The sequence below is a fragment of the Rhizobium sp. 01T444 genome (assembly GCF_056398305.1).
Map to the genome: position 1 here is coordinate 84,451 of NZ_JBFTPD010000017.1, position 20,462 is coordinate 104,912.

At 59.5% G+C, this 20,462-nt stretch carries 20 protein-coding genes and 1 tRNA gene; 14 read left to right on the forward strand and 7 right to left on the reverse strand.

Annotated elements, in window-relative coordinates; all coding sequences use genetic code 11:
* Positions 1-50: 50 nt before the first annotated feature.
* Positions 51-1,019 (reverse strand): LysR family transcriptional regulator, encoded by a 969-nt coding sequence (locus tag AC1DTN_RS22230; protein WP_310383073.1) that lies wholly within the window; start codon positions 1,017-1,019, stop codon positions 51-53.
* 140 nt (positions 1,020-1,159) lie between these two features.
* Here AC1DTN_RS22230 and AC1DTN_RS22235 point away from each other — a divergent pair, with 140 nt between their 5' ends.
* Entirely contained in the window at positions 1,160-1,774 is a 615-nt protein-coding gene (locus AC1DTN_RS22235; protein ID WP_113325199.1) for an FMN-dependent NADH-azoreductase, read from the forward strand.
* A 50-nt stretch (positions 1,775-1,824) separates the two neighbouring features.
* Here the strand turns inward: AC1DTN_RS22235 and AC1DTN_RS22240 are convergent, their stop codons facing one another.
* Positions 1,825-2,403 carry a TetR/AcrR family transcriptional regulator gene (locus AC1DTN_RS22240; protein ID WP_439014790.1) on the reverse strand — a complete coding sequence of 193 codons (579 nt, stop codon included), beginning with the start codon at positions 2,401-2,403 and terminating at the stop codon, positions 1,825-1,827.
* A 107-nt stretch (positions 2,404-2,510) separates the two neighbouring features.
* On the opposite strand from AC1DTN_RS22240, the gene AC1DTN_RS22245 reads away from it, so the two are divergent.
* Complete coding sequence (locus AC1DTN_RS22245) at positions 2,511-3,287, forward strand: SDR family oxidoreductase (RefSeq protein ID WP_113183270.1); 777 nt, start codon at positions 2,511-2,513, stop codon at positions 3,285-3,287.
* A gap of 11 nt (positions 3,288-3,298) precedes the next feature.
* On the opposite strand, the gene AC1DTN_RS22250 is transcribed toward AC1DTN_RS22245, so the two are convergent.
* The 3 genes from AC1DTN_RS22250 to ilvA form a co-directional block, all read right to left on the reverse strand.
* A complete protein-coding gene (locus AC1DTN_RS22250) occupies positions 3,299-4,570 on the reverse strand; it encodes a GGDEF domain-containing protein (RefSeq protein WP_439014789.1) in 1,272 nt (423 codons plus the stop codon).
* A 242-nt stretch (positions 4,571-4,812) separates the two neighbouring features.
* Positions 4,813-5,142 (reverse strand): HlyU family transcriptional regulator, encoded by a 330-nt coding sequence (locus tag AC1DTN_RS22255; protein WP_007812996.1) that lies wholly within the window; start codon positions 5,140-5,142, stop codon positions 4,813-4,815.
* A 36-nt stretch (positions 5,143-5,178) separates the two neighbouring features.
* Complete coding sequence (gene ilvA / locus AC1DTN_RS22260; protein WP_477922631.1) at positions 5,179-6,429, reverse strand: threonine ammonia-lyase; 1,251 nt, start codon at positions 6,427-6,429, stop codon at positions 5,179-5,181.
* A 196-nt stretch (positions 6,430-6,625) separates the two neighbouring features.
* Here ilvA and AC1DTN_RS22265 point away from each other — a divergent pair, with 196 nt between their 5' ends.
* The 7 genes from AC1DTN_RS22265 to AC1DTN_RS22295 all read left to right on the forward strand — a co-directional run bounded on the left by AC1DTN_RS22265 (position 6,626) and on the right by AC1DTN_RS22295 (position 11,583).
* Entirely contained in the window at positions 6,626-6,988 is a 363-nt protein-coding gene (locus AC1DTN_RS22265; RefSeq protein WP_113324660.1) for a VanZ family protein, read from the forward strand.
* A 266-nt stretch (positions 6,989-7,254) separates the two neighbouring features.
* Positions 7,255-7,704 (forward strand): ester cyclase, encoded by a 450-nt coding sequence (locus tag AC1DTN_RS22270; protein WP_113324659.1) that lies wholly within the window; start codon positions 7,255-7,257, stop codon positions 7,702-7,704.
* A gap of 267 nt (positions 7,705-7,971) precedes the next feature.
* Complete coding sequence (gene ada / locus AC1DTN_RS22275) at positions 7,972-9,066, forward strand: bifunctional DNA-binding transcriptional regulator/O6-methylguanine-DNA methyltransferase Ada (protein ID WP_439014786.1); 1,095 nt, start codon at positions 7,972-7,974, stop codon at positions 9,064-9,066.
* Between the two features lie 145 nt (positions 9,067-9,211).
* The gene (locus tag AC1DTN_RS22280; RefSeq protein ID WP_113324657.1) at positions 9,212-9,463 is read left to right on the forward strand and encodes a hypothetical protein; all 252 of its coding nucleotides are present in this window, start codon (positions 9,212-9,214) and stop codon (positions 9,461-9,463) included.
* A gap of 158 nt (positions 9,464-9,621) precedes the next feature.
* Positions 9,622-10,188: a methylated-DNA--[protein]-cysteine S-methyltransferase gene (locus AC1DTN_RS22285; RefSeq protein WP_439014785.1), complete on the forward strand. Its 567-nt coding sequence runs from the start codon at positions 9,622-9,624 to the stop codon at positions 10,186-10,188.
* Positions 10,185-10,934, forward strand: a complete 750-nt coding sequence (locus AC1DTN_RS22290) for a 2OG-Fe(II) oxygenase (protein ID WP_477922636.1) — start codon at positions 10,185-10,187, stop codon at positions 10,932-10,934. The genes AC1DTN_RS22285 and AC1DTN_RS22290 overlap by 4 nt, the downstream gene beginning before the upstream one ends.
* A 130-nt stretch (positions 10,935-11,064) precedes the next feature.
* Positions 11,065-11,583 carry a methylated-DNA--[protein]-cysteine S-methyltransferase gene (locus tag AC1DTN_RS22295; protein ID WP_477922637.1) on the forward strand — a complete coding sequence of 173 codons (519 nt, stop codon included), beginning with the start codon at positions 11,065-11,067 and terminating at the stop codon, positions 11,581-11,583.
* Between the two features lie 261 nt (positions 11,584-11,844).
* On the opposite strand, the gene AC1DTN_RS22300 is transcribed toward AC1DTN_RS22295, so the two are convergent.
* Both AC1DTN_RS22300 and wrbA read right to left on the reverse strand, forming a co-directional pair.
* Positions 11,845-11,930, reverse strand: a tRNA-Leu gene (locus AC1DTN_RS22300).
* Between the two features lie 151 nt (positions 11,931-12,081).
* Positions 12,082-12,678: an NAD(P)H:quinone oxidoreductase type IV gene (gene wrbA, locus AC1DTN_RS22305; protein WP_007812977.1), complete on the reverse strand. Its 597-nt coding sequence runs from the start codon at positions 12,676-12,678 to the stop codon at positions 12,082-12,084.
* Between the two features lie 222 nt (positions 12,679-12,900).
* Here wrbA and AC1DTN_RS22310 point away from each other — a divergent pair, with 222 nt between their 5' ends.
* From AC1DTN_RS22310 to AC1DTN_RS22330, 5 genes are all read left to right on the forward strand, one after another.
* Positions 12,901-13,677, forward strand: a complete 777-nt coding sequence (locus AC1DTN_RS22310) for a competence/damage-inducible protein A (RefSeq protein ID WP_439014782.1) — start codon at positions 12,901-12,903, stop codon at positions 13,675-13,677.
* A gap of 99 nt (positions 13,678-13,776) precedes the next feature.
* Positions 13,777-14,619, forward strand: coding sequence for a universal stress protein (locus AC1DTN_RS22315; protein WP_113324652.1), 843 nt, complete (start codon positions 13,777-13,779; stop codon positions 14,617-14,619).
* 168 nt (positions 14,620-14,787) lie between these two features.
* A complete protein-coding gene (gene gpt, locus AC1DTN_RS22320) occupies positions 14,788-15,285 on the forward strand; it encodes a xanthine phosphoribosyltransferase (protein ID WP_439014781.1) in 498 nt (165 codons plus the stop codon).
* 183 nt (positions 15,286-15,468) lie between these two features.
* Positions 15,469-16,059: a hypothetical protein gene (locus tag AC1DTN_RS22325; RefSeq protein WP_439014780.1), complete on the forward strand. Its 591-nt coding sequence runs from the start codon at positions 15,469-15,471 to the stop codon at positions 16,057-16,059.
* 585 nt (positions 16,060-16,644) lie between these two features.
* A complete protein-coding gene (locus AC1DTN_RS22330; protein WP_439014779.1) occupies positions 16,645-20,457 on the forward strand; it encodes a vitamin B12-dependent ribonucleotide reductase in 3,813 nt (1,270 codons plus the stop codon).
* Positions 20,458-20,462: the final 5 nt, after the last annotated feature.

A 20,462-nucleotide genomic window follows, 5' to 3' on the forward strand; every position in this document is an offset into this window, starting at 1 on the left:
CAGACCGTGACGCCGTTATAGCAAAGGCCGGAAACCCGTCAACTGTGCGGCTATTCCGCAGCCTCGCGAATGGCGTGCAGTCCGTCGATGCCCAGCATGTTGATGAGTTCGCCATGGCTCGGGCACATGGAGAGTCGCCGGCGGAAGGCTTCGATCAGCCACTGGCCGGCAGGACCCGGCGGGTTGGCGGCCTTGCGCATGGCGTAGATCGGGTATTCGCCCTGTTCGTAGGCCTCCAGTTTGATGGCGACCAGATTGCCCTTCATGATATCGTCACCGACGAGAGACACCGGCAAGCCACCCCAGCCAAGACCACCCTTGATGAGCTGATGCTTGGTCGCAATGTCGCTGACGCGCCATGTCCTGTAAGACAGAACATTGAAATCCCGCCCTTTGGTAAGCCCGGAGGCGTCGGAGACCACGAGCTGGATCTCTTCACGTACATCGGCCAGCGTCAGGGGCCGCTCGATACGCGCCAGCGGATGATCGGGCGCGACGACAGGAACCATGAAGGAATAGCCGATCTTTTCAGCTATCAGCGAATCTTCCTGCCTCACGAGCGCGCCGCCAATGCCGATGTCGGCCTTGTCGCTCAATACCATGTCCATGACCATGCCGAGCTCGCCGACATTGAGGTTGAGCGCAACGCTGGGGAATTTCTCGCGGAATTCGCGCAGCTCCATCATGACGGCATTGGCTGGCACCATCACGCTGATCGCCAGAGAAAGCTCAGCTTCCAGCCCCTGCTTCATGCTTTTCACGCGGGCGCGCATGACTTCGAGGTCAGCCATCAGGCGGCGGGCGTCTTCAAGCATCGCCTTGCCGGCATCCGTCAGCTTCGGCTGGCGGGCGCCGGAGCGCTCGAAGAGCGGCACTTCAAGCTGGGCTTCCAGATTGGCGATCGTATAGCTGATGACCGATTGTGCGCGGTTCAGCACACGCGAAGCGGCCGAAAAGCTGCCGGTTTCGGCAACCGTCAGGAAAACCTGCAATTGATCCAGTGTCGGGTTGGGAAGCATCTTCCATCCAATCCATCGATAATTTTGATCGACATTATCCCAGTTTTTTCGATACTTGGCCAGCCTTATTTCTTGTCTCGAACACAGCGGCCCACGCTCCCAACCGGCTGCTGAACCGCAATTCGAGAGGAAATTCAACCATGTCTTCCATTCTTCTTCTGACGTCCAGCCCGCGTTCAGAGTCCCTTTCCACGTCGATCGCCGTTGAACTCGCCGATAAGCTCAAGGCTCAGAACCCCGGTAGCGTCGTCGTTCGCCGCGACCTCGCCGCCAACCCGCTGCCGCACATTGACGATCTCTTCACCGCCGCCATCCGCAAGCCGCCGGAAGCCCGCACCGCCCAGGAAGCTGCTGCCGTCAAGACTTCCGACGAACTCGTCAACGAGCTGCTCGCAGCCGACAGCATCGTCATCGGCACGGGCCTCATCAACTTCAACATCTATTCTTCGCTGAAGACCTGGATCGATAATGTGGCCCGCGCTGGCCTCACCTTCAAGTACACCGAAAGCGGCCCGGTCGGCCTCGCCACCGGCAAGAAGGTCTATGTCGTCCTCGCTTCCGGCGGCGTATATTCCCAGGGTCCGGCTGCCGGTATGAACCATGCCGTCCCTTACCTGAAGTCGGTTCTTGGCTTCCTCGGCATTACCGACATTGAAACCATCTATGTCGAAGGCCTCGCTTTCGGCCCGGAAGCTGCGGAAAAGGCCATCGGCGCCGCCAAGTCGCGCGTCGAGGAACTCGCTCTCGCTGCCTAACCTGCAAATTCAAAAGTTCCACTCGAGGGGGCCGGCGCAAGCCGGCCCTTTCATTTTGCCGAGAAACCATCGACGAAGGACCGGACCGTTTCCAGGATTTCTTCAGAGAGTTTTTCGTCGTCGGCAATGCGTGCAAGGCCGACCGCACCCGTCATCAGGCACGAAACGATGATTGCTTTGCGGCGTGCGTCAGCCTCGTCGACCGCGTTCATGCGGCCTGTCATGTTTCCAAGATTCGTCTTCAGCTGGTCGGTCGCAAGCGAGCGGCATTTCTCGCCGCTGCGGGCAAGGTCGGCGGTCAACGCGGCAAAGGGGCAGCCACCGCTTACGTCATCGCGATGGACCTCGCTGAGGTAATTGGCGGAATATTCCGCCATCGGAATATCTGCCGGCGCCCTGCCCTGCGAACGCACTTTCGCTTCCCAGGACCCGAAAGCCAGCTTCATGGCTTCGGCCACCATGTCATCGCGTGATGCAAAATGCTTATAGAAGCCACCGACCGTCAGCCCGGCCTCCTTCATCAGATCGGCGACGCCGATACCCTCGAGCCCCCTCTCCCGCAGGCGCCTGGAAGCAATCTCGACGATCCTGTCGTGCGTCTTCTGCTTTTCGAGTTGCGAGTGGCCCATTGAAAATCTCCCGACATACGGACTTGACTCAAGTGGATTGCAATCATAATCCTTGTAGATATCGATCATAATCCAGATCGAGGTATTTTCCAATAGGAGCCATTCCCATGCGTCTCAAGAACAAGGTCGCGCTGATTACCGGCGGCAACAGCGGTATCGGGCTTGCCACCGCCAAGGTCTTCGTCGCCGAAGGCGCGAAGGTCATCATCACCGGCCGCAACCCGGAAACGCTCGCAGCGGCCAAGAAGGCGCTCGGCGGCGATGTGCTGGCGCTGAAGATCGATCTCACGGACGTCGCGGCAGCGGAAAAGATCTTCGCCGAGGCTGCTTCTGATGTCGGCAAGTTCGATATCGTCTTTGCCAATGCCGGCATCGGCGGCGCAACACCGCTCGGCCAGACCTCGTTGGAACAGTTCGAAAAGATCATCAGCACCAACCTGACCTCGGTCTTCTTCACGGTTCAGTCCGCACTGCCGCATCTGAACGATGGCGCTTCGGTCATTCTCAACGGCTCCGTCCACGCCGTTCTCGGTGCGCCGGGCTGGTCGGCCTACGCCGCCACGAAGGGCGCCGTGCGCTCCATGACCCGCAATCTGGCCTCCGAGCTCGCGCCGCGCGGCATCCGCGTCAATCAGGTAACGCCGGGCGGCACGCGCACGCCGATCTGGTCGCCCTACGCACAGACGGAAGATGCGATGACGGCACTGGAGGAAAAGCTCGGGAATATGAGCGCGCTTGGCCGCATGAGCGAAGCAGACGAGATCGCAAAGGCTGCGCTTTATCTCGCCTCTGATGATTCCAGCAATGTCACGGGGATCGAGATTACCGTCGATGGCGGCATGACGAGCGCTCCCTCCGGCGCCAAGATCTTCCGCACTGCCTGAGCGGGCTTGGTCTAGCTGACTTTTACGACGCCGGAGCGGCCGACGACACAGTTGCGGCCGCTCTTTTTTGCCTCGTAGAGGCGGCTGTCCGCCGCCGAAAGCACAGTCGTGAAGCTGTCCCCATCTTCGTCGGCGGTTGCGACACCTATGCTCACAGATACGGAAGTGTCATCAGGCGTCTTCACGCTGGTCACAATCGTCCAACGCAGGCGCTCGGCGAGCAGCAATGCCTCCTCATGGCCAGTACCGGGGCAAACGGCAACAAACTCTTCGCCGCCGAAGCGGAAGATACGGTCGCTGGAGCGGAGTGTCGTTCCGAGCCTCGAGGCAATGGCCTTCAGAACCTCGTCGCCCTGCAGATGGCCGAACCCGTCGTTGACGTCCTTGAAATGGTCAGCATCGATGATGAGAACGGTCGCATACTGGCCCTGCCGCAGCGCCTCGCGCACCATCAGCGGTGCCTCCAGCTCCATGCGACTGCGGTCATAGACGCCGGTCAGCATGTCGCGGCCGGTGCGTTCCAGCAGATCGTTGTAGCGCTCACGGAATGTCAAATCGCCGAAGAGGTCGCTGATCGAGCGGGCCGAGGCGGCAACGCCGGCCCGGCGGATACGGTATTCGTAGATGGCAAACATCAGGGAATAGAGGCAGACGGCCAGCATCTTGGCTTTCCATCCGGCCCAGAAGGCCGCCATCGGAACGCCCATGAAATAGTGCAGGCCGCTGAAGAAACAGATCTGGTCAAAGGTCAGAACCACGAGGCCCGAGATCATGAAGCGCAGCACCACGCGCCTGCGCATGAAATCGCCAAGCTTTTCGTAGAGCAGGATGATGCCAAGCGAGTCGAGGTAGAGAACTGCCGTTCCCCACACCATCAGCCAGCCCATTTCCTTCAGGAAATCGACGTCTGCCGGATGACCGGGCGACAGCTCCAGCGGCTGGTGAAGCTGCAGTACCCAGGCAATGGCGACAGTCAGGAGATTACCGAGAAACAGACCATAGATCGGCTGGCGGACGGTCGCCGCATCCTCCTGCAGGTAGAGCATGAGGATCATCATCAGCTTGCCGGAAAAGAAGATCGAAGAACCCGGCGAGACGCTCCCGAACGGCAGGGAAACATAGAAGACCGCAGCGAGATAGGTCTCCATGAAATGCATGACGCCAAGCGCCGTCAGGAAGACGCCCAATCCGAGGCGCTGGCGAAAATGCAGGAGACTGACCATCAGCACGAAATAGCCGACGGCTTCGAAGATGAAGAGCGCGGAGTTCAAGAGCTCCATCACGGTCCTCCGCCTACAACAGGACCGCGCGAGAGAGCCACAGCCGCCGCAGCGGATCTTCTGGTCAGTCGTCCGGAAAGCTCAAACACATGCGGCGCCCTGCAAAACCTGCAGGCGCCACCTTCGCCATAATCCTTTAAGATTAGGTGAGCAAAGCAGCAATTTCCATCACGGAAATGCTGTCATAGTTTTGAAAAACAACGGGAAATGTCGGATCGAACAAATCCTGTCCGGCTAATGAGCGCTCAGACCTGCCGAAGCTTCTCGCCATCGCCGAAGAGGGAGGGGCCATGCTGATCGATGATCTGTTGCGCCTTGCGCACCGTGCATTCGATCGCATCATCGGACGAGGAAAAGAGATCGGCGCGAATGAACTTGCGCACGAGAACGTCCTCGCCAACCTTCTTTTCGATGCGGCCCGCTAGACGATACTGGCCGCCTTCCTTCTGCGGCTCCGCATAGATGGTGCAATCGCCATAGAGCTGCGGTTCACCGGAAGGACCCGCAGCTGCCTCGGTGGAGGATTTGCCGCCGCCGGAGAATACCGAAAGAATGTTTGAAAGGAACGAAGCCATAATCCGCCTTTAGCACGCAGTGCAGTGGACGCAAAGTCAAATGATCAGGTTTGCGAGGATCTCGTTTTCGGTAATGTCCTCGAAGCCCATGCCGGCTCGTTCGAAATTGGCGACCAGCGTCGCGAAGTTTTCCGGGTCCGTCGTTTCGATGCCGATGAGGATCGAACCGAAATTGCGCGCCGATTTCTTGAGATATTCGAAGCGGGCGATATCGTCATGCGGTCCGAGAAGATTGAGGAAATCGCGCAGCGCGCCGGGGCGCTGGGCAAGACGCAGGATGAAGTATTTCTTCAGACCGGCGTAGCGCATGGCCCTTTCCTTGACATCGGGCAGCCGCTCGAAATCGAAATTGCCGCCCGAGACGACGGCAACGATCGTCTTGCCCTTGATGGCTTCCCGGTCCATGGCGGCGATCGCCGTCAGCGACAGGGCGCCGGCCGGCTCCAGCACCACGCCTTCGACATTCAGCATCTCCTGGATGGTGACGCAGATGGCGTTTTCCGACATCAGCATGACCTGTTCGGCCGAGAAGTCTTTGAGGGCTGCGAAATTCAGGTCACCGATGCGGGCGACGGCCGCGCCATCGACGAAATTGTCGACCTTGGGAAGGGTCACCACCTGCCCGGCCTCGAGGCTGCGGCGCAGGCTCGGCGCGCCGGCAGGTTCGGAAAAGACGAAATCGGATTTCGCGACGATGCCGTCGAGATAGCCGGTGATGCCGGCGGCAAGGCCGCCGCCGCCGACCGGCAGGACGACCATGTCAGGCACCGTGCCTTCGGGAAGCTGCTGCATGATTTCTGCGGCAACGGTCGCCTGTCCCTCGATGATATCGACGTGGTCGAAGGGAGGCACCATGACGCCGCCGATCGCTTCCACATGRTCGCGGGCGGCCTTGTAGCACTGGTCGAAGAAATCGCCGATGAGCTCGATGGTGATGAAACCGGCGCCGAACATGCGTGTCTTGTCGATCTTCTGCTGCGGCGTGGTGACCGGCATGAAGACGACACCCGGGACGCCGAAATGGCGGCAGACGAAGGCAAAGCCCTGCGCGTGATTGCCGGCCGACGCGCAGACGAAAGTCTTGCCGCCCGCACCTTCGGCAATCGCCTTGCGGAAGAAATTGAACGCGCCGCGGATCTTGTAGGATCGCACCGGCGAAAGATCCTCGCGCTTCAGCCAGATATCGGCACCGTAGCGGGCGGAAAGGTGATCATTGAGCTGCAGCGGCGTAGCGGGGAAAAGGCTGCGCATTGCCTCTTCTGCGCCTTCGACATCGTGTCTTGTCACGGGCGTTCGTCCATTCTTCAAAAATCCAGACGTCGCTATGACACAGGCCGCTTGTGGAAAGAAGCCCGTTTGCGCCATTTGTGGTTCGCCCGATGAAAGGCTTCCTTAAGCGCGTCTTCAGATTGGGCCCAAGATCCAGGTTACGTGGACGGCTTTTAACTTGATGGCGTACAGCAATTGCTAATATGACGACACGATGACATCCAAGATCACAAAGCTTCTGGCGTGGCTTCTTCTCGCCTTCATCCTGTTCGTCACAGTTTCGCCGATCGAATTGCGACCCCACACGATCGAAACACCTGACATCGACCGTGCCACGGCTTACCTGTTGGCAGGGCTGGCTTTTGCCCTTGCTTATCCGAAACAATGGAAAACGGTTGCTGTGCTGCTGATCTTCGGTGCGGTCGGGATCGAATATCTGCAGTACCTGTCGCCGACGCGGCATGCGCGCCTTCATGATGCAGGCGTCAAGGCAGCGGGCGCAGCACTCGGCCTGGCCGCCGGCTGGGCTTTCAACAAGTGGCGTGAAGCGAAAACCGGGGCGAATGCCGCCGCGTAATTTGCCAGACGCTGACAACGGGCGGGGACGTTAGAACCCACATAGCTGCAAGACCCGGAAGAAAAGCGGCACTGCTGCCAYCGCCGTTCCCGGTGAAGCCGTTGCACAATAGCTCGAGTTGGCACCTCAGCATTGGCGTCGTCCGTATGCTTTTAATTTCGAGGCAAGAACCGGAGTTCCACAGGGCCGATACGCACCTATTCCCAAGCTCAGGTCATCGAGCGGTTTCGATGATCCTCCCGAAACAGATCAGAGGATCCATTTCAATGAGCAAGGAAGAAGACAACAAGGCCGTCGTCGTGCGCTGGTTCACCGAATTCTGGGGCAAGGACGTCAATCTTGCCGTCGTCGACGAGATTGCGGCACCCGACATGCTACTCAAATACTCGCTGCACGAACCCCGCCGCGGCCATGACGACATCAAGGCATTCATGACCGATTTCCGCGCCGCATTTCCCGATCTCAACTTCTGGGGCACGGCCGATCTCATTGCCGAGGGCGACTATGTCGTCGGCCAGTGGGAGGGCGGCGGCACCCATACCGGTCCAGCCTTCAACGACTTCCTGATCGGCGGTCTCCCGGCCGCAACCGGCCGCAAGATGCACTTCACCGGCACTACGGTGCTGAAGCTGATCGACGGCAGGATCGTCGAGGAGATCGGTCTCGATGACGGTGTAACCGCCCTCGCCCAGCTCGGGCTGATGAAGGCTGCCTGATCGAAGCATTCTACGTGCCGCCCCATAGCACGTGGCCATTCACTTTCGGTCGTCGGATGAGGTTCGCGCTTCCAGCGCGGGCCTCTTTTTCGTTTGAACAGCATCACTCCGATGCTCTTGACCAACCAGGGCATCAACGCCGGTCGGCAACTGCACTCCTCTCGGATGAAATCGGGTGGCTGCTATTTGGATTTGAAGGCAAGAATAGGAGTGTGTCCGACCGGATTTTGCAGGACGATCACTTCAATCATATGAGGCGATAAAACCATGACCACGGCCCACAAAGCTGCCATCCTGTCAGTCGCCGACGATCCTCGCTGGGCGCGTATCGTCGAGCGCGACAAGACTGCCGACGGACATCTCTGGTATTCAGTTTCGACGACAGGCGTCTACTGCCGGCCCTCGTGTCCCTCCAGGATTGCCAATCCCAGGAATGTCCAGTTCCATGACAGCATCGAAAGCGCCAGGGCGACCGGATTCCGGCCTTGCCAGCGCTGCAATCCGGAAAGACCGTCGCTCGAATACGAGAACGCGACCCTTGTCGCGAAGGCGTGCCGCATCATTGAGGAGAGCGAGGAAGAGCCTTCGCTTGAAGAACTGGCTGACAGGGTCGGCCGCAGCCCGAGTTACTTCCACCGCGTATTCAAGGCAGTGACCGGGCTGACACCGAAGAATTATGCCTCGGCACATCGCGCTGAGAAGGTCCGTGAGGGCCTTGCCTCCGGCAATACCGTCACGGAGGCGATGTATGATGCAGGCTTCAACTCCAGCGGACGCTTCTATGAGAAGTCGACCGGCATGCTCGGCATGACGCCATCGCAGTATCGCGCCGGTGGTGTCAACGAAGAGATCAAGTTCGCGGTAGGGCAGACTTCGCTGGGGGCCATCCTCGTCGCCTCGAGCAAGAAGGGTGTTGTATCCATCCTCTTGGGTGACGATCCGGACAAGCTCGTCCACGATCTTCAGGACCGTTTTCCGAAGGCTCGTCTGGTCGGCGCCAACAGGGACTACGAGGCCCTGGTCGCGCGCGTCGTCGGTTTCGTCGAGAAGCCGGGCGTCGGCCTCGATCTCCCCCTTGATGTCCGCGGCACCGCTTTCCAGCAACGTGTCTGGCAGGCGCTCCGGGAAATTCCCGTTGGCGAGACGATATCCTATGCCGAAATCGCTCAACGGATCGGTTCGCCGCAGGCGGTACGTGCGGTTGCCGGAGCATGCGCGGCGAACAAGCTTGCCGTCGCTATTCCCTGCCATCGTGTCATTCGCAATGACGGCGCTCTCTCGGGCTACGCCTGGGGCGTCGAGCGCAAGCGCGCTCTGATCGACCGGGAAGCGTCCGGTCCGGAGTCATCCGATCATGTGTGATCTGTTTGAAGGCATTGTCCCGCCGGACCCGCCACGGAGTGGCGAAATAAAGGAAGGGCATCATGAGACCGTCAGATGCATGCGCATCAACCTGACTTTCCGCGGTGCGCTCTAGTGGTTCGGCGCCGGAGCAAGGACGTTTCATATGGTCTCGCACGATGGATTCGACGCCAAGAACAAAAGACGACAGCTTTCAGGTACCGACACCACTTCCGATGCGTTTGACGAACTCTTCCATGCCGATCCCGCCAGATCGCTCGTGATGGCGTATTTCAATCAGCTGGTCACCGATGGCCTTGCTGAATGGGATATGCTCGCCAATGGAGACATCCGGCTCTGTTTCCCGACAGGAGAGACGTTCCTGCTGGCAAAGACGGTGATCATCCGCCTTGCATGAGGACCAACGGTCGCTGGACCGATGCCGGGTGTAACGGCACTCGGCTTTTTTTCCAATGCTGAAAAAGAAGAACTCCGATTTGAAAGCAAGGACCGGAGTTCGGGCGGGCCGGCGCGCGGATAGTTTCGATCATAAGGACAAACGAAGGAGTTAGTTCAATGAACCTCATGATTTCCACCACCAGCTCGCGGCCTGCACCCGCTGCAAAGAATGCAAATCCCGGCATCGACATTCTCTACTACGCGATCGGCGAATGCGCCCTGGGCCGGGTGCTGGTTGCTCGCAGCGACAGAGGCGTCTGCGCCATTCTGATCGGCGATATGGACGAAGATCTCACGGATGATCTTGCGAACCGGTTTCCCGAAGCCGAGCTTATCGCAAACGAGATCGCCGTCCACGATGATCTCGCGAAGGTAATCCTCTTCGTGAAGAAGCCCCCTGACGGACTTCATCTCACGCTCGACATGCGCGGAACGCCATTCCAGCGCCGTGTTTGGGAGGAGCTTTGTGCTATCCCTGCAGGCAAGACGACAACCTATATGGAATTGGCCCGTCATGTTGGCGCACAGACCTCGCCGCGCGCGGTCGGCGCGGTCTGCGCCGCCAATCCCATTGCCTTGGCGATCCCCTGTCACCGCGTCGTGCGCAGCGACGGCGATCTCGCGGGCTATCGTTGGGGTATCGAACGCAAGCGTGAGCTGCTCCGGAAGGAGGCGATAGCATGAGCCTCCCGTCCCCGGCTATCTCCCCGACCGCTGCAGACATGTCCGCGGAGGCACGCGTAGCCAGCTACGACTGGCGGTCGCTCGCAGGCGATCTCGACAATTATGGTTGCGCCGTCCTGCCAAACCTCCTCTCGCCGGATGAGTGCCGCGGCATCGCGATGCTCTATCCGGACGAAAGCCACTTCCGCAGTCACATCCACATGGCTCGGCATGGTTTCGGCAAGGGTGAATACCGTTATTTCAAGTATCCGCTGCCGGGCCTGCTCGGCGGCTTACGGACGGTGCTCTATCCGCATCTCGCTGGCGTCGCCAACGAGTGGAACGCTCGCATGGGGATCGACGAACGCTATCCCGATGCACATCCGTCTTTTCTCGAACAGTGCCACGAAGCCAGCCAGATGCGTCCCACACCGCTTCTGCTGCAGTATGTTCCAGGCGACTTCAATTGCCTTCACCAGGATCTCTACGGCGATCTCGCGTTCCCGATCCAGGTTGCGATCCTCCTGTCTGAGCCCGGCCAGGATTTCACCGGCGGCGAATTCGTGCTGACCGAACAGCGGCCGCGCATGCAAAGCCGCGTCGAGGTGGTCCCTCTTCGCCGCGGCGATGCCGTTGCGTTCGCCGTTCATAACCGGCCGGTACAGGGTTCGAAGGGGAATTACCGCGTGAACCTGCGCCATGGCGTAAGCCGCATCCGCACCGGCATGCGCCACACCGTCGGGATCATTTTCCACGATGCGCGGTAAGGATACGGCGGATGCCTCCGGAGCCATCAGGCGGCATCGTGCCTTTTCCGATTTGAAAGCAAGATCCGGATCGGCTGCACCACAGCAAACTTCTATTCTTCAAATACAAACAGTTCCACAGGAGGCAAAAATGCCCGAAGTGATCCGCTTTGCATGGGGGATCAGCTCCCTCGGCGACTTCATGGTTGCCATGTCCGACAAGGGGATCGTCGCCTTGGAGTTCAGTTCGCAGCGCTCCGCAATGGAGGACACCTTGCGCTTACGCTTCCCGGAAGACGAGGTCATTGACGGCCAGACGGATCTCGGCGACGTCCTTGTGAAGGTGGAGCAGGCAATCGAGGACCCTGGCTTTGATCCTAATATTCCGCTCGATCTGCGCGGAACTCCGTACCAGACGAAGGTCTGGTCGATGCTGGGTGCCATACCCATGGGCGAAACGACGAATTATGGCGCGCTGGCGGCCAATTTGGGCACGCGCGATGCCCGAGACGTGACCGAAGCAATCGCTTCAAATCCCATAGCCGTCCTCGTTCCGTGCCACCGCGTCATCAAGAAGGACGGCTCGATCTCCGGCTACCGCTGGGGCTTTAAGCGGAAGCGCGACCTGCTTGCACGTGAGCACCGGCTCGGGACCCTCAAAGCTGTCTAGAGTCCGCGCAACTGCAAAGCCCAGAAGAATAGCGGCACTGCTGCCACCGCCGTTCCCAATAGTAGAAAGGCACTCATCTTGAAGAGCCTGACGCGCCGCGTTTTTGCTCCATCCCAGTCGTAAACCATCGTCTTACTCCCACTAAGACAACACTTACTCAACCGCACAGTGCCTATATTTTTTGCAGCACTGACGCCATAGACAAGCGCTGCCTATGGTTTATCCACACTATACAAGCACATTCGAACACGTTTATGAAGATGGTGCGAGCGACGGGGATCGAACCCGTATAGCCTAAGGCCGAGAGATTTTAAGTCTCTTGCGTCTACCAGTTTCGCCACGCTCGCGCGCCGTCCAGATCAACGACTTAGGCGGATTCGTCAAGAAAATGTTTGCGCGGCTCTGTGGGTGGCGGAAAAACCTGTCTGGTAAACACTGTCCCAAAATAAAACGGCGGCCCAAAAGGACCGCCGTCTTGTAGAAAGTTCTAGATTGAACTCAGGCGAGCTTTGCAGCGATCTTGGCGACGTGCGCGCCCTGATACTTGGCAGCTTCGAGTTCGATTGCCGAAGGCTGGCGGGAGCCGTCGCCGTTGGTGATGGTGGATGCGCCGTAGGGCGAGCCGCCCTTGACTTCTTCCGTGCCCATCTGACCCTGGAAGGCATAGGGAAGGCCGACATAGGCCATGCCGTGATGCAGGAAGGTCGGGACGAAGCCGAGGATCGTCGATTCCTGGCCGCCGTGCTGCGTGGCGGACGAGGTGAACATTGAGCCGAGCTTGCCGACGAGCTTGCCGGTGAACCACAAGCTACCGGTCTGGTCCCAGAAATTGCGCATCTGCGAAGTGACCGTGCCGAAACGCGTGCCGGAGCCGACGATGATCGCGTCGTAGTCAGCCAGTTCATCGACGGTGGCGATCGGCGCTGCCTGATCGAGCTTGTAGTAGGAAGCCTTGGCGACTTCTTCGGAAACCAGTTCCGGAACGCGCTTGACGACGACATCAGCGCCGGCGGACTTCGCACCTTCCGCCACGGCATAAGCCATGGTTTCGATGTGGCCATAAGCCGAGTAGTAGAGGACGAGAATCTTCGCCATTGTTATCTCCATCAAGGATTGATTGAAATTCGTAACCGCGACCGTTCTACCAGCGCATCCGGTTCAATATAGCCCTGCGCGCAAGAACTCACTGTTCACCGCCTGTAGACGAAATTTCACTTGAGGTTTCGGTTTCGACCCTTGAGCTGCTTCGCTTTGCCGTTTGCAAACTGGCCAAACGGCGCTACCTATTTTCAAGCTTCACACCACGGAAATATCCCCATGAGCAATGAGACTGTCGTTACCGCCGCCATGCTAGCCATCGGCGACGAGCTTCTTTCCGGCCGCACCAAGGACAAGAATATCGGCCATCTCGCCGATATGCTGACTATTTCGGGCATCGACCTGAAGGAGGTGCGCATCGTCGCCGACGAGGAGGATGCAATCGTCGAGGCGCTGAACGCACTTCGCGGCAAATACGACTATGTCTTCACGTCGGGCGGCATCGGGCCGACGCATGACGATATCACCGCAGATGCCGTCTCCAAGGCCTTTGGCGTTCCCTGCGAGCATGATGCGGCGGCGATGGTGCTGCTTGCCGAAATGTACAAGCGCCGGGAGATGGAATTCACCGAGGCCCGCCAGCGAATGGCCCGCATGCCGCGTGGTGCTGCCCATATCGCCAATCCGGTATCGACCGCGCCCGGCTTCATCATCGGCAATGTCTATGTCATGGCGGGTGTCCCACAGGTCTTCCAGGCCATGGTCGACAATGTGCTGCCGACGCTGAAGACGGGCACGCCTGTCCTCTCCCTCGCTATCGCCTGCCCCTATGGCGAAGGCGAGATCGGCACACCGCTGGCGGCGATCCAGAAAGCGCATCCGGAAACCAGCATCGGCTCCTATCCGCGTTACGTGGGGCAGAAATTTTCAACGGAGATCGTGGTGCGCGGCCGCTCGCAGGATGTGATCGAGGCTGCAGGTGCGGACGTGCGGGCCATGATCGAGGATATCAGACGCAGGAAGGACATTGCCGAAAACCATTCGGCGGACGCGTGAGGACTGTGTGCGGTCTTGATCATGGTCAAGGAACCGCAGCGCATTCCGGCGCATTCCCTTCCTCGCGGACCATCATTTCAGCCGCAAAGGAGAATTGATATGTCTTATAAAACCATTCTTGCCATTCTGGATACAGCAGACAATAGCGGCGCCGTCGCCGATTTCGCCTTTGCCATTGCCGCTGAAAGCGGCGCCCATGTGATCGGCCTGCATGCCGAAACGATTGCCGCCGTGCCGCTGGTCGCGCCGATGGAAATTCCCGATCCCGTCGCCGTGCAGGCGCTTCAGGACATGGCCCATTCAGAGACTATCGCGGTCGAGCGGATATTCCGCGCCCGTGCGGAGGCTACCGGTGTTTCCTTCGAATGGCGCGCCTTTGCGACGTCGACGGGATATGGCTCGGGATCGCTGATCGAAAGCGCGCGCAGTGCCGACCTGCTGATCGCCTCGCAGGCCGATCCCGCAAGACCCTCCGACAGCCACGTGAATGTCGACGAATTCCTGTTCGAAAGCGGACGCCCGGTACTGATGATCCCTTACATCATCCGCCAGCCGAAGCCGATCAAGCGCGTGCTGATTGCCTGGAATGGCTCGAAGGAAGCGACGCGCGCCACCTTCGATGCCCTGCCGATCCTGAAGGCTGCCGAAGCCGTGGAAATCTTCTCCGTCGATCCGGCCGAGACAGCGACACAATCGGCGACGATGGCCGGCGCCGAGATCGCCGCAACGCTTGCCCGCCACGGCGTGAATGTGACGCTTGCCACCGCCGCAAGCGGCGACAAGAACACCTCACATGTCATCGAGAACCGGCTTTCGGACGACAGCATCGACCTCCTGGTCATGGGCGCCTACACGCATTCCTGGCTCTGGCAGGCGATCTTCGGCGGTACGACAAGGACGCTTTTGCATTCCATGACGGCGCTGACATTGCTCTCGCGTTAAGGCCGCTCTTGCCTTTTGCCTCCAAATCCCGCTAATTGCGGCGACCGATGATATCAGGCTTCGGCATCCATCGCGCAGTTCCGGCTGCGCGATTTGCGTTTTGCCAGCCGATATTCACTCGGTCGCCGGCAAACGGCGTGTCGTTTCTTCATGCCGCGGAGCAGCCCGATGTCCCTTCCCGATAAAGCCTTTCCCGTTTCCTGGGATCAGTTCCACCGCGATGCGCGTGCGCTTGCCTGGCGGCTCGCCGGCCTCGGCCAGGAGTTCAAGGCGATCGTCTGTATCACCCGTGGCGGCCTCGTTCCGGCGGCGATCATTTCGCGCGAGCTGAACATCCGCCTCATCGAGACGGTTTGCGTCGCGTCCTATCATGACTACGTCAACCAGGGCGACATGGTGCTGCTCAAGGGCATCGCGCCTGAACTGATGGAAAACGGCGGTGAAGACGTACTCGTCGTCGATGACCTTACCGATACCGGCAAGACAGCCGCCCAAGTGCGCGGCATGCTGCCGAATGCGCATTTTGCCTGCGTCTACGCCAAACCCAAGGGCGTGCCGACGGTCGACACCTTTATCACCGAAGTCAGCCAGGACACCTGGATCTACTTCCCCTGGGATATGGGCTTCACCTACCAGGAGCCGATCGCCAAGGGTGCTCGCGGCTAACAGCTGCCGACGCGAGCAACCTCCGGTTTTACGACCGAAAATTGTCCCAATATTTGTCTCCCCGATAGCGGATTCCAGCCCCTGCTCGGTAACGTCCATTTTATTTTATTAGCATAACGTCAGGCAACTACCGGTCGTAAAGACCGGATGTAAAGTGGGGCTGAATGCGGTTGGGGAAGCGCAATGGCATGCTGGGGCAAGATTCGAACGGCAGCGGCCCTCGGGCTGATCGGCTGCCTGTTTCCTTATACGCCTGCCGGGGCCGAGCCGGCCTATATCAGCGTCGTGCGTGAATATGTCGAAACGCTCGTCCGGCCGATCGTCGAGGCGCCGGTCGTCGTGAAGGCAATCGAGGAGCAGAACGCCAAATTCGGCGATGTCAGCGAGATGGACATGCGAGTGCTGGACGAAACCTACCAAGCGGAGGTCGCCCAGGGCGATTTCCAGATGGTCAAGGCGCTGATGGAGAAATCCGTCTCGCATTATCTCAAATCAAAACAGGATGATTCGCAGGGAACGATCCTCGAATTCTTCGTCACCGACTGTCACGGGCTGAATGTCGGCCAGAGCACCATCACGACGGATTACTGGCAGGGCGATGAGGACAAGTTTCTCCAAACCTTCGCCCGCGGTTCGCAGGAGATCTATATCAGCCGGGCCGAGCGCGACGAGTCGACCCAGCTTCTGGAGACTCAGGCAAGCTTCGTGATCACCGACGAGATGGGCAAGCCGATCGGCACGGCGACCGTCACGATTGCCATCGACGCCCTCTAGAAAGTGCTGATTTCCTTCAACGAATCGCCATGCGCATTTGCGTCGCAAAAGCCATCCTAACTTTTGCCGCAGCCGATTTTTTTAACATTCCGGCCTTTCCCTTGCCCGAGCAGCGGCGCAAGCCCTTGTATTTTCAGGCTTCCCCAGACTTTCCCCAGTCTTCACAAGGCCATCCACAAGATGTTGTGGTTAGCAATCGGTTACGTTCCACCCCTTGACGGAATCAGCGGTTTCAAACTTAATGTTTCAGATGTTGCGGCGGCGACTGAACCGGAGGTAACGAGACCGGTTCTTCCAAGGAAAATTGAACGCAGAATCAGGGTGTTGGACCGCCAAGAGCGGTGACATCCGAAGGCATTTCTGCGCCTTATTCCCGGCCTCAAAAAGCGACATCGGGGACTGGTAAAAATAAGCTGTTAACACTATATTTAGCGTTTGCAGCCAGCCTCACCACAAGATACAGGAAAATCATCTCCGGATGACAATCCTGTCACAAGACGGAACGAGCACTGGCCGCGCGAAGGGACAACGCGTAGCCGGACGGGAATTTTGCGCCCTTTCGGGTGCCAACAAGAGGTTAAGAACATGCGCATCGAACGTCGGTTTACGAAGGCTGGTCAGGGCGCCTATGCGGATATCGAATTCCGCAAAGCGACGAGCGAGATCAAGAACCCGGACGGCTCGATCGTCTTCCGCCTCGAAAACATTGAAGTTCCCGCGCAGTTTTCCCAGGTCGCCACCGACGTTCTGGCACAGAAATATTTCCGCAAGGCCGGTGTCCCTGCCCGCCTGAAGAAGGTCGAGGAGAACAGTGTCCCCTCCTTCCTGTGGCGCTCCGTTGCCGACGACGCTGCGCTGAAGGACCTGCCGAAGGACGAACAGACCGGCTCGGAAATCGATGCGCGTCAGGTCTTCGATCGCCTCGCCGGCACCTGGACCTATTGGGGCTGGAAGGGTGGCTATTTCTCTTCCGAGGAAGATGCAGCAGCGTTCAAGGATGAGCTTGCCTATATGCTCGCCACGCAGCGCGTTGCCCCGAACTCCCCGCAGTGGTTCAACACCGGCCTGCACTGGGCCTACGGCATCGATGGTCCCGGACAGGGCCACTTCTACGTCGATCCCTTCACCGGCAAGATCACCAAGTCCAAGTCTGCCTACGAGCATCCGCAGCCGCATGCCTGCTTCATCCAGTCCGTTGAAGACGACCTCGTCAACGAAGGCGGCATCATGGACCTCTGGGTGCGTGAAGCGCGCCTGTTCAAGTACGGTTCCGGCACCGGCTCCAACTTCTCCATGCTGCGCGGCGAAGGCGAAAAGCTTTCCGGCGGCGGCCGCTCTTCCGGCCTGATGAGCTTCCTGAAAATCGGCGACCGCGCTGCTGGCGCCATCAAGTCTGGTGGTACCACGCGCCGCGCGGCCAAGATGGTTGTCGTCGACATCGACCATCCCGATATCGAGGAATATATCAACTGGAAGGTCAAGGAAGAGCAGAAGGTTGCTGCCCTCGTGACCGGCTCCAAGGTTGTCGCCCAGCATCTGAAGGCGATCATGAAGGCCTGCGTCAATTGCGAAGGCGACAACGGTGACTGCTTCGACCCGACCAGGAACCCTGCCCTGAAGCGCGAAATCCGCGCTGCCAAGAAGGACCAGGTTCCGGAAAACTACGTCCAGCGCGTCATCCAGTTTGCCCGCCAGGGCTACAAGGACATGGAGTTCAAGACCTACGACACGGACTGGGATTCGGAAGCTTATCTCACCGTCTCCGGCCAGAATTCCAACAACTCCGTCTCGATCAAGGACAACTTCCTGCGCGCTGTCGAAGAAGATGGCGATTGGAACCTGACCGCCCGCAAGGACGGCCGGGTGATGAAGACGCTGAAGGCCCGCGATCTCTGGGAAACGATTTCCTATGCCGCCTGGGCATCGGCCGATCCGGGCATCCACTTCAACACGACGATGAACGACTGGCACACCTCGCCGGCCGGCGGCCCGATCCGCGGCTCGAACCCGTGCTCGGAATACATGTTCCTCGACGACACAGCCTGCAACCTCGCCTCGCTGAACCTGCTGCAGTTCAAGGACAAGGCAACCAAGCGCATCAATATCGGCGACTACGAACATGCCGTTCGTCTGTGGACCGTCGTGCTCGAAGTCTCGGTCATGATGGCGCAGTTCCCGTCGAAGCGCATCGCTGAGCTTTCCTACGAATACCGCACGCTCGGCCTCGGCTACGCCAATATCGGCGGCCTGCTGATGTCGACTGGCATCCCCTATGACAGCGCCGAGGGCCGCGCCATTGCCGGCTCACTGACGGCGATCATGACCGGCGTCTGCTATGCGACATCTGCCGAGATGGCTGCCGAACTCGGGCCATTCCCGAATTTCGCACCGAACCGCGAGCACATGCTGCGCGTCATCCGCAATCACCGCCGCGCCGCCCATGGCGAAAACACCGGCTATGAGGCCCTCTCGGTCAACCCGGTCGCGCTGATCCATTCGGAAAACCCGGACCAGGATCTCGTCGCCCATGCGAAGGCTGCCTGGGACAAGGCGCTCGAACTCGGCGAAAAGCACGGCTACCGCAACGCGCAGGTCTCGGTTATCGCACCGACCGGCACGATCGGCCTCGTCATGGATTGCGACACGACCGGCATCGAGCCTGACTTCGCTCTGGTAAAGTTCAAGAAGCTGGCCGGCGGCGGCTACTTCAAGATCATCAACCGCGCCGTTCCGGATGCGCTGCGCACGCTCGGCTATTCCGAAAGCCAGATCGCCGAGATCGAAGCCTATGCAGTCGGCCACGGCAACCTGAACCAGGCGCCGGCCATCAACCCCTCGACACTGAAGGCCAAGGGCTTCACTGACGAGAAGGTGGAAGCTGTCAACGCTGCTCTCAAGAGCGCCTTCGACATCAAGTTCGTCTTCAACCAGTGGACGCTCGGCGCCGACTTCCTGAAGACGACCCTGAAAGTCTCCGACGAGCAGCTCAGCGACATGAGCTTCAGCCTGCTCGACCATATCGGCTTCTCGAAGAAGGACATCGAGGCTGCCAACATCCACGTCTGCGGTGCAATGACGCTGGAAGGTGCACCCTTCCTCAAGAACGAGCACCTGCCGGTTTTCGATTGCGCCAATCCTTGCGGCAAGATCGGCAAACGTTACCTCTCGGTTGAGAGCCACATCCGCATGATGGCGGCTGCCCAGCCTTTCATCTCCGGCGCGATCTCCAAGACGATCAACATGCCGAACGAGGCAACGGTCGAGGACTGCAAGAACGCCTACATGCTTTCCTGGAAGCTTGGCCTGAAGGCAAACGCCCTCTACCGTGACGGCTCCAAGCTGTCGCAGCCGCTCAACGCCTCGCTGATCGAGGACGATAACGATGAGGATGCGCTTGAGGATCTGATCCAGCAGCCGGCAGCGGCCCAGGCCGTGACGGTCACCGAGAAGATCATCGAGCGCGTGATCGAGCGTGTTTCCCGCGAGCGCGAGAAGCTGCCGAACCGCCGTCAGGGCTACACCCAGAAGGCTGCCGTCGGCGGTCACAAGGTCTACCTGCGCACCGGCGAATTCGGTGACGGCCGTATCGGCGAGATCTTCATCGACATGCACAAGGAAGGCGCCGCCTTCCGTGCGATGATGAACAACTTCGCCATCGCCATCTCGCTTGGCCTGCAATATGGCGTGCCGCTGGAAGAATATGTGGAGGCCTTCACCTTCACCAAGTTCGAGCCTGCCGGCATCGTCATCGGCAACGACGCGATCAAGAACGCCACGTCGATCCTCGACTACGTGTTCCGCGAACTCGCCGTTTCCTATCTCGGCCGTCACGATCTTGCCCATGTCGATACGTCTGATTTCTCCAACACCGCGCTCGGCAAGGGCATCCAGGAAGGCAAGACGAACCTGCTCTCCACCGGCTGGACCCGCGGCTACAAGCCGACGCTCGTTCCCGGCACCGGCGGCGAACGCCAGGCCGGCGAGCCCAAGGGCGCGGCAACGGCAGCCCCTGCCCGCGCCTCCTCGATCGGCTCGGTAACCTCCTTTGCGGGGGCAGCAGCCCGCAAGCTGGAGCCGACAGTGGCCATCTCCACCTCCGAAATCGTCGCCTTCAAGCGCGACTATGAGGAGCGTGCCAAGGAACTGACCGAGGAGATCGCCGAAGAGGTGATCGAGGAAACCGGCACCGAGGCAACCGCCCTCTTCTCCGACAAGGCCGCAGCCGACGCTGCCTCGGCCAAGACGGAAGCCAAGAAGATGGAAGCCGAACGCCGCGCCCGCTCGATCATGCAGGGCTACACGGGCAACATGTGCTCCGAGTGCCAGAACTTCACGATGGTGCGCAACGGGACTTGTGAGAAGTGYGACACWTGCGGYGCGACSAGCGGCTGCAGCTGATTTCT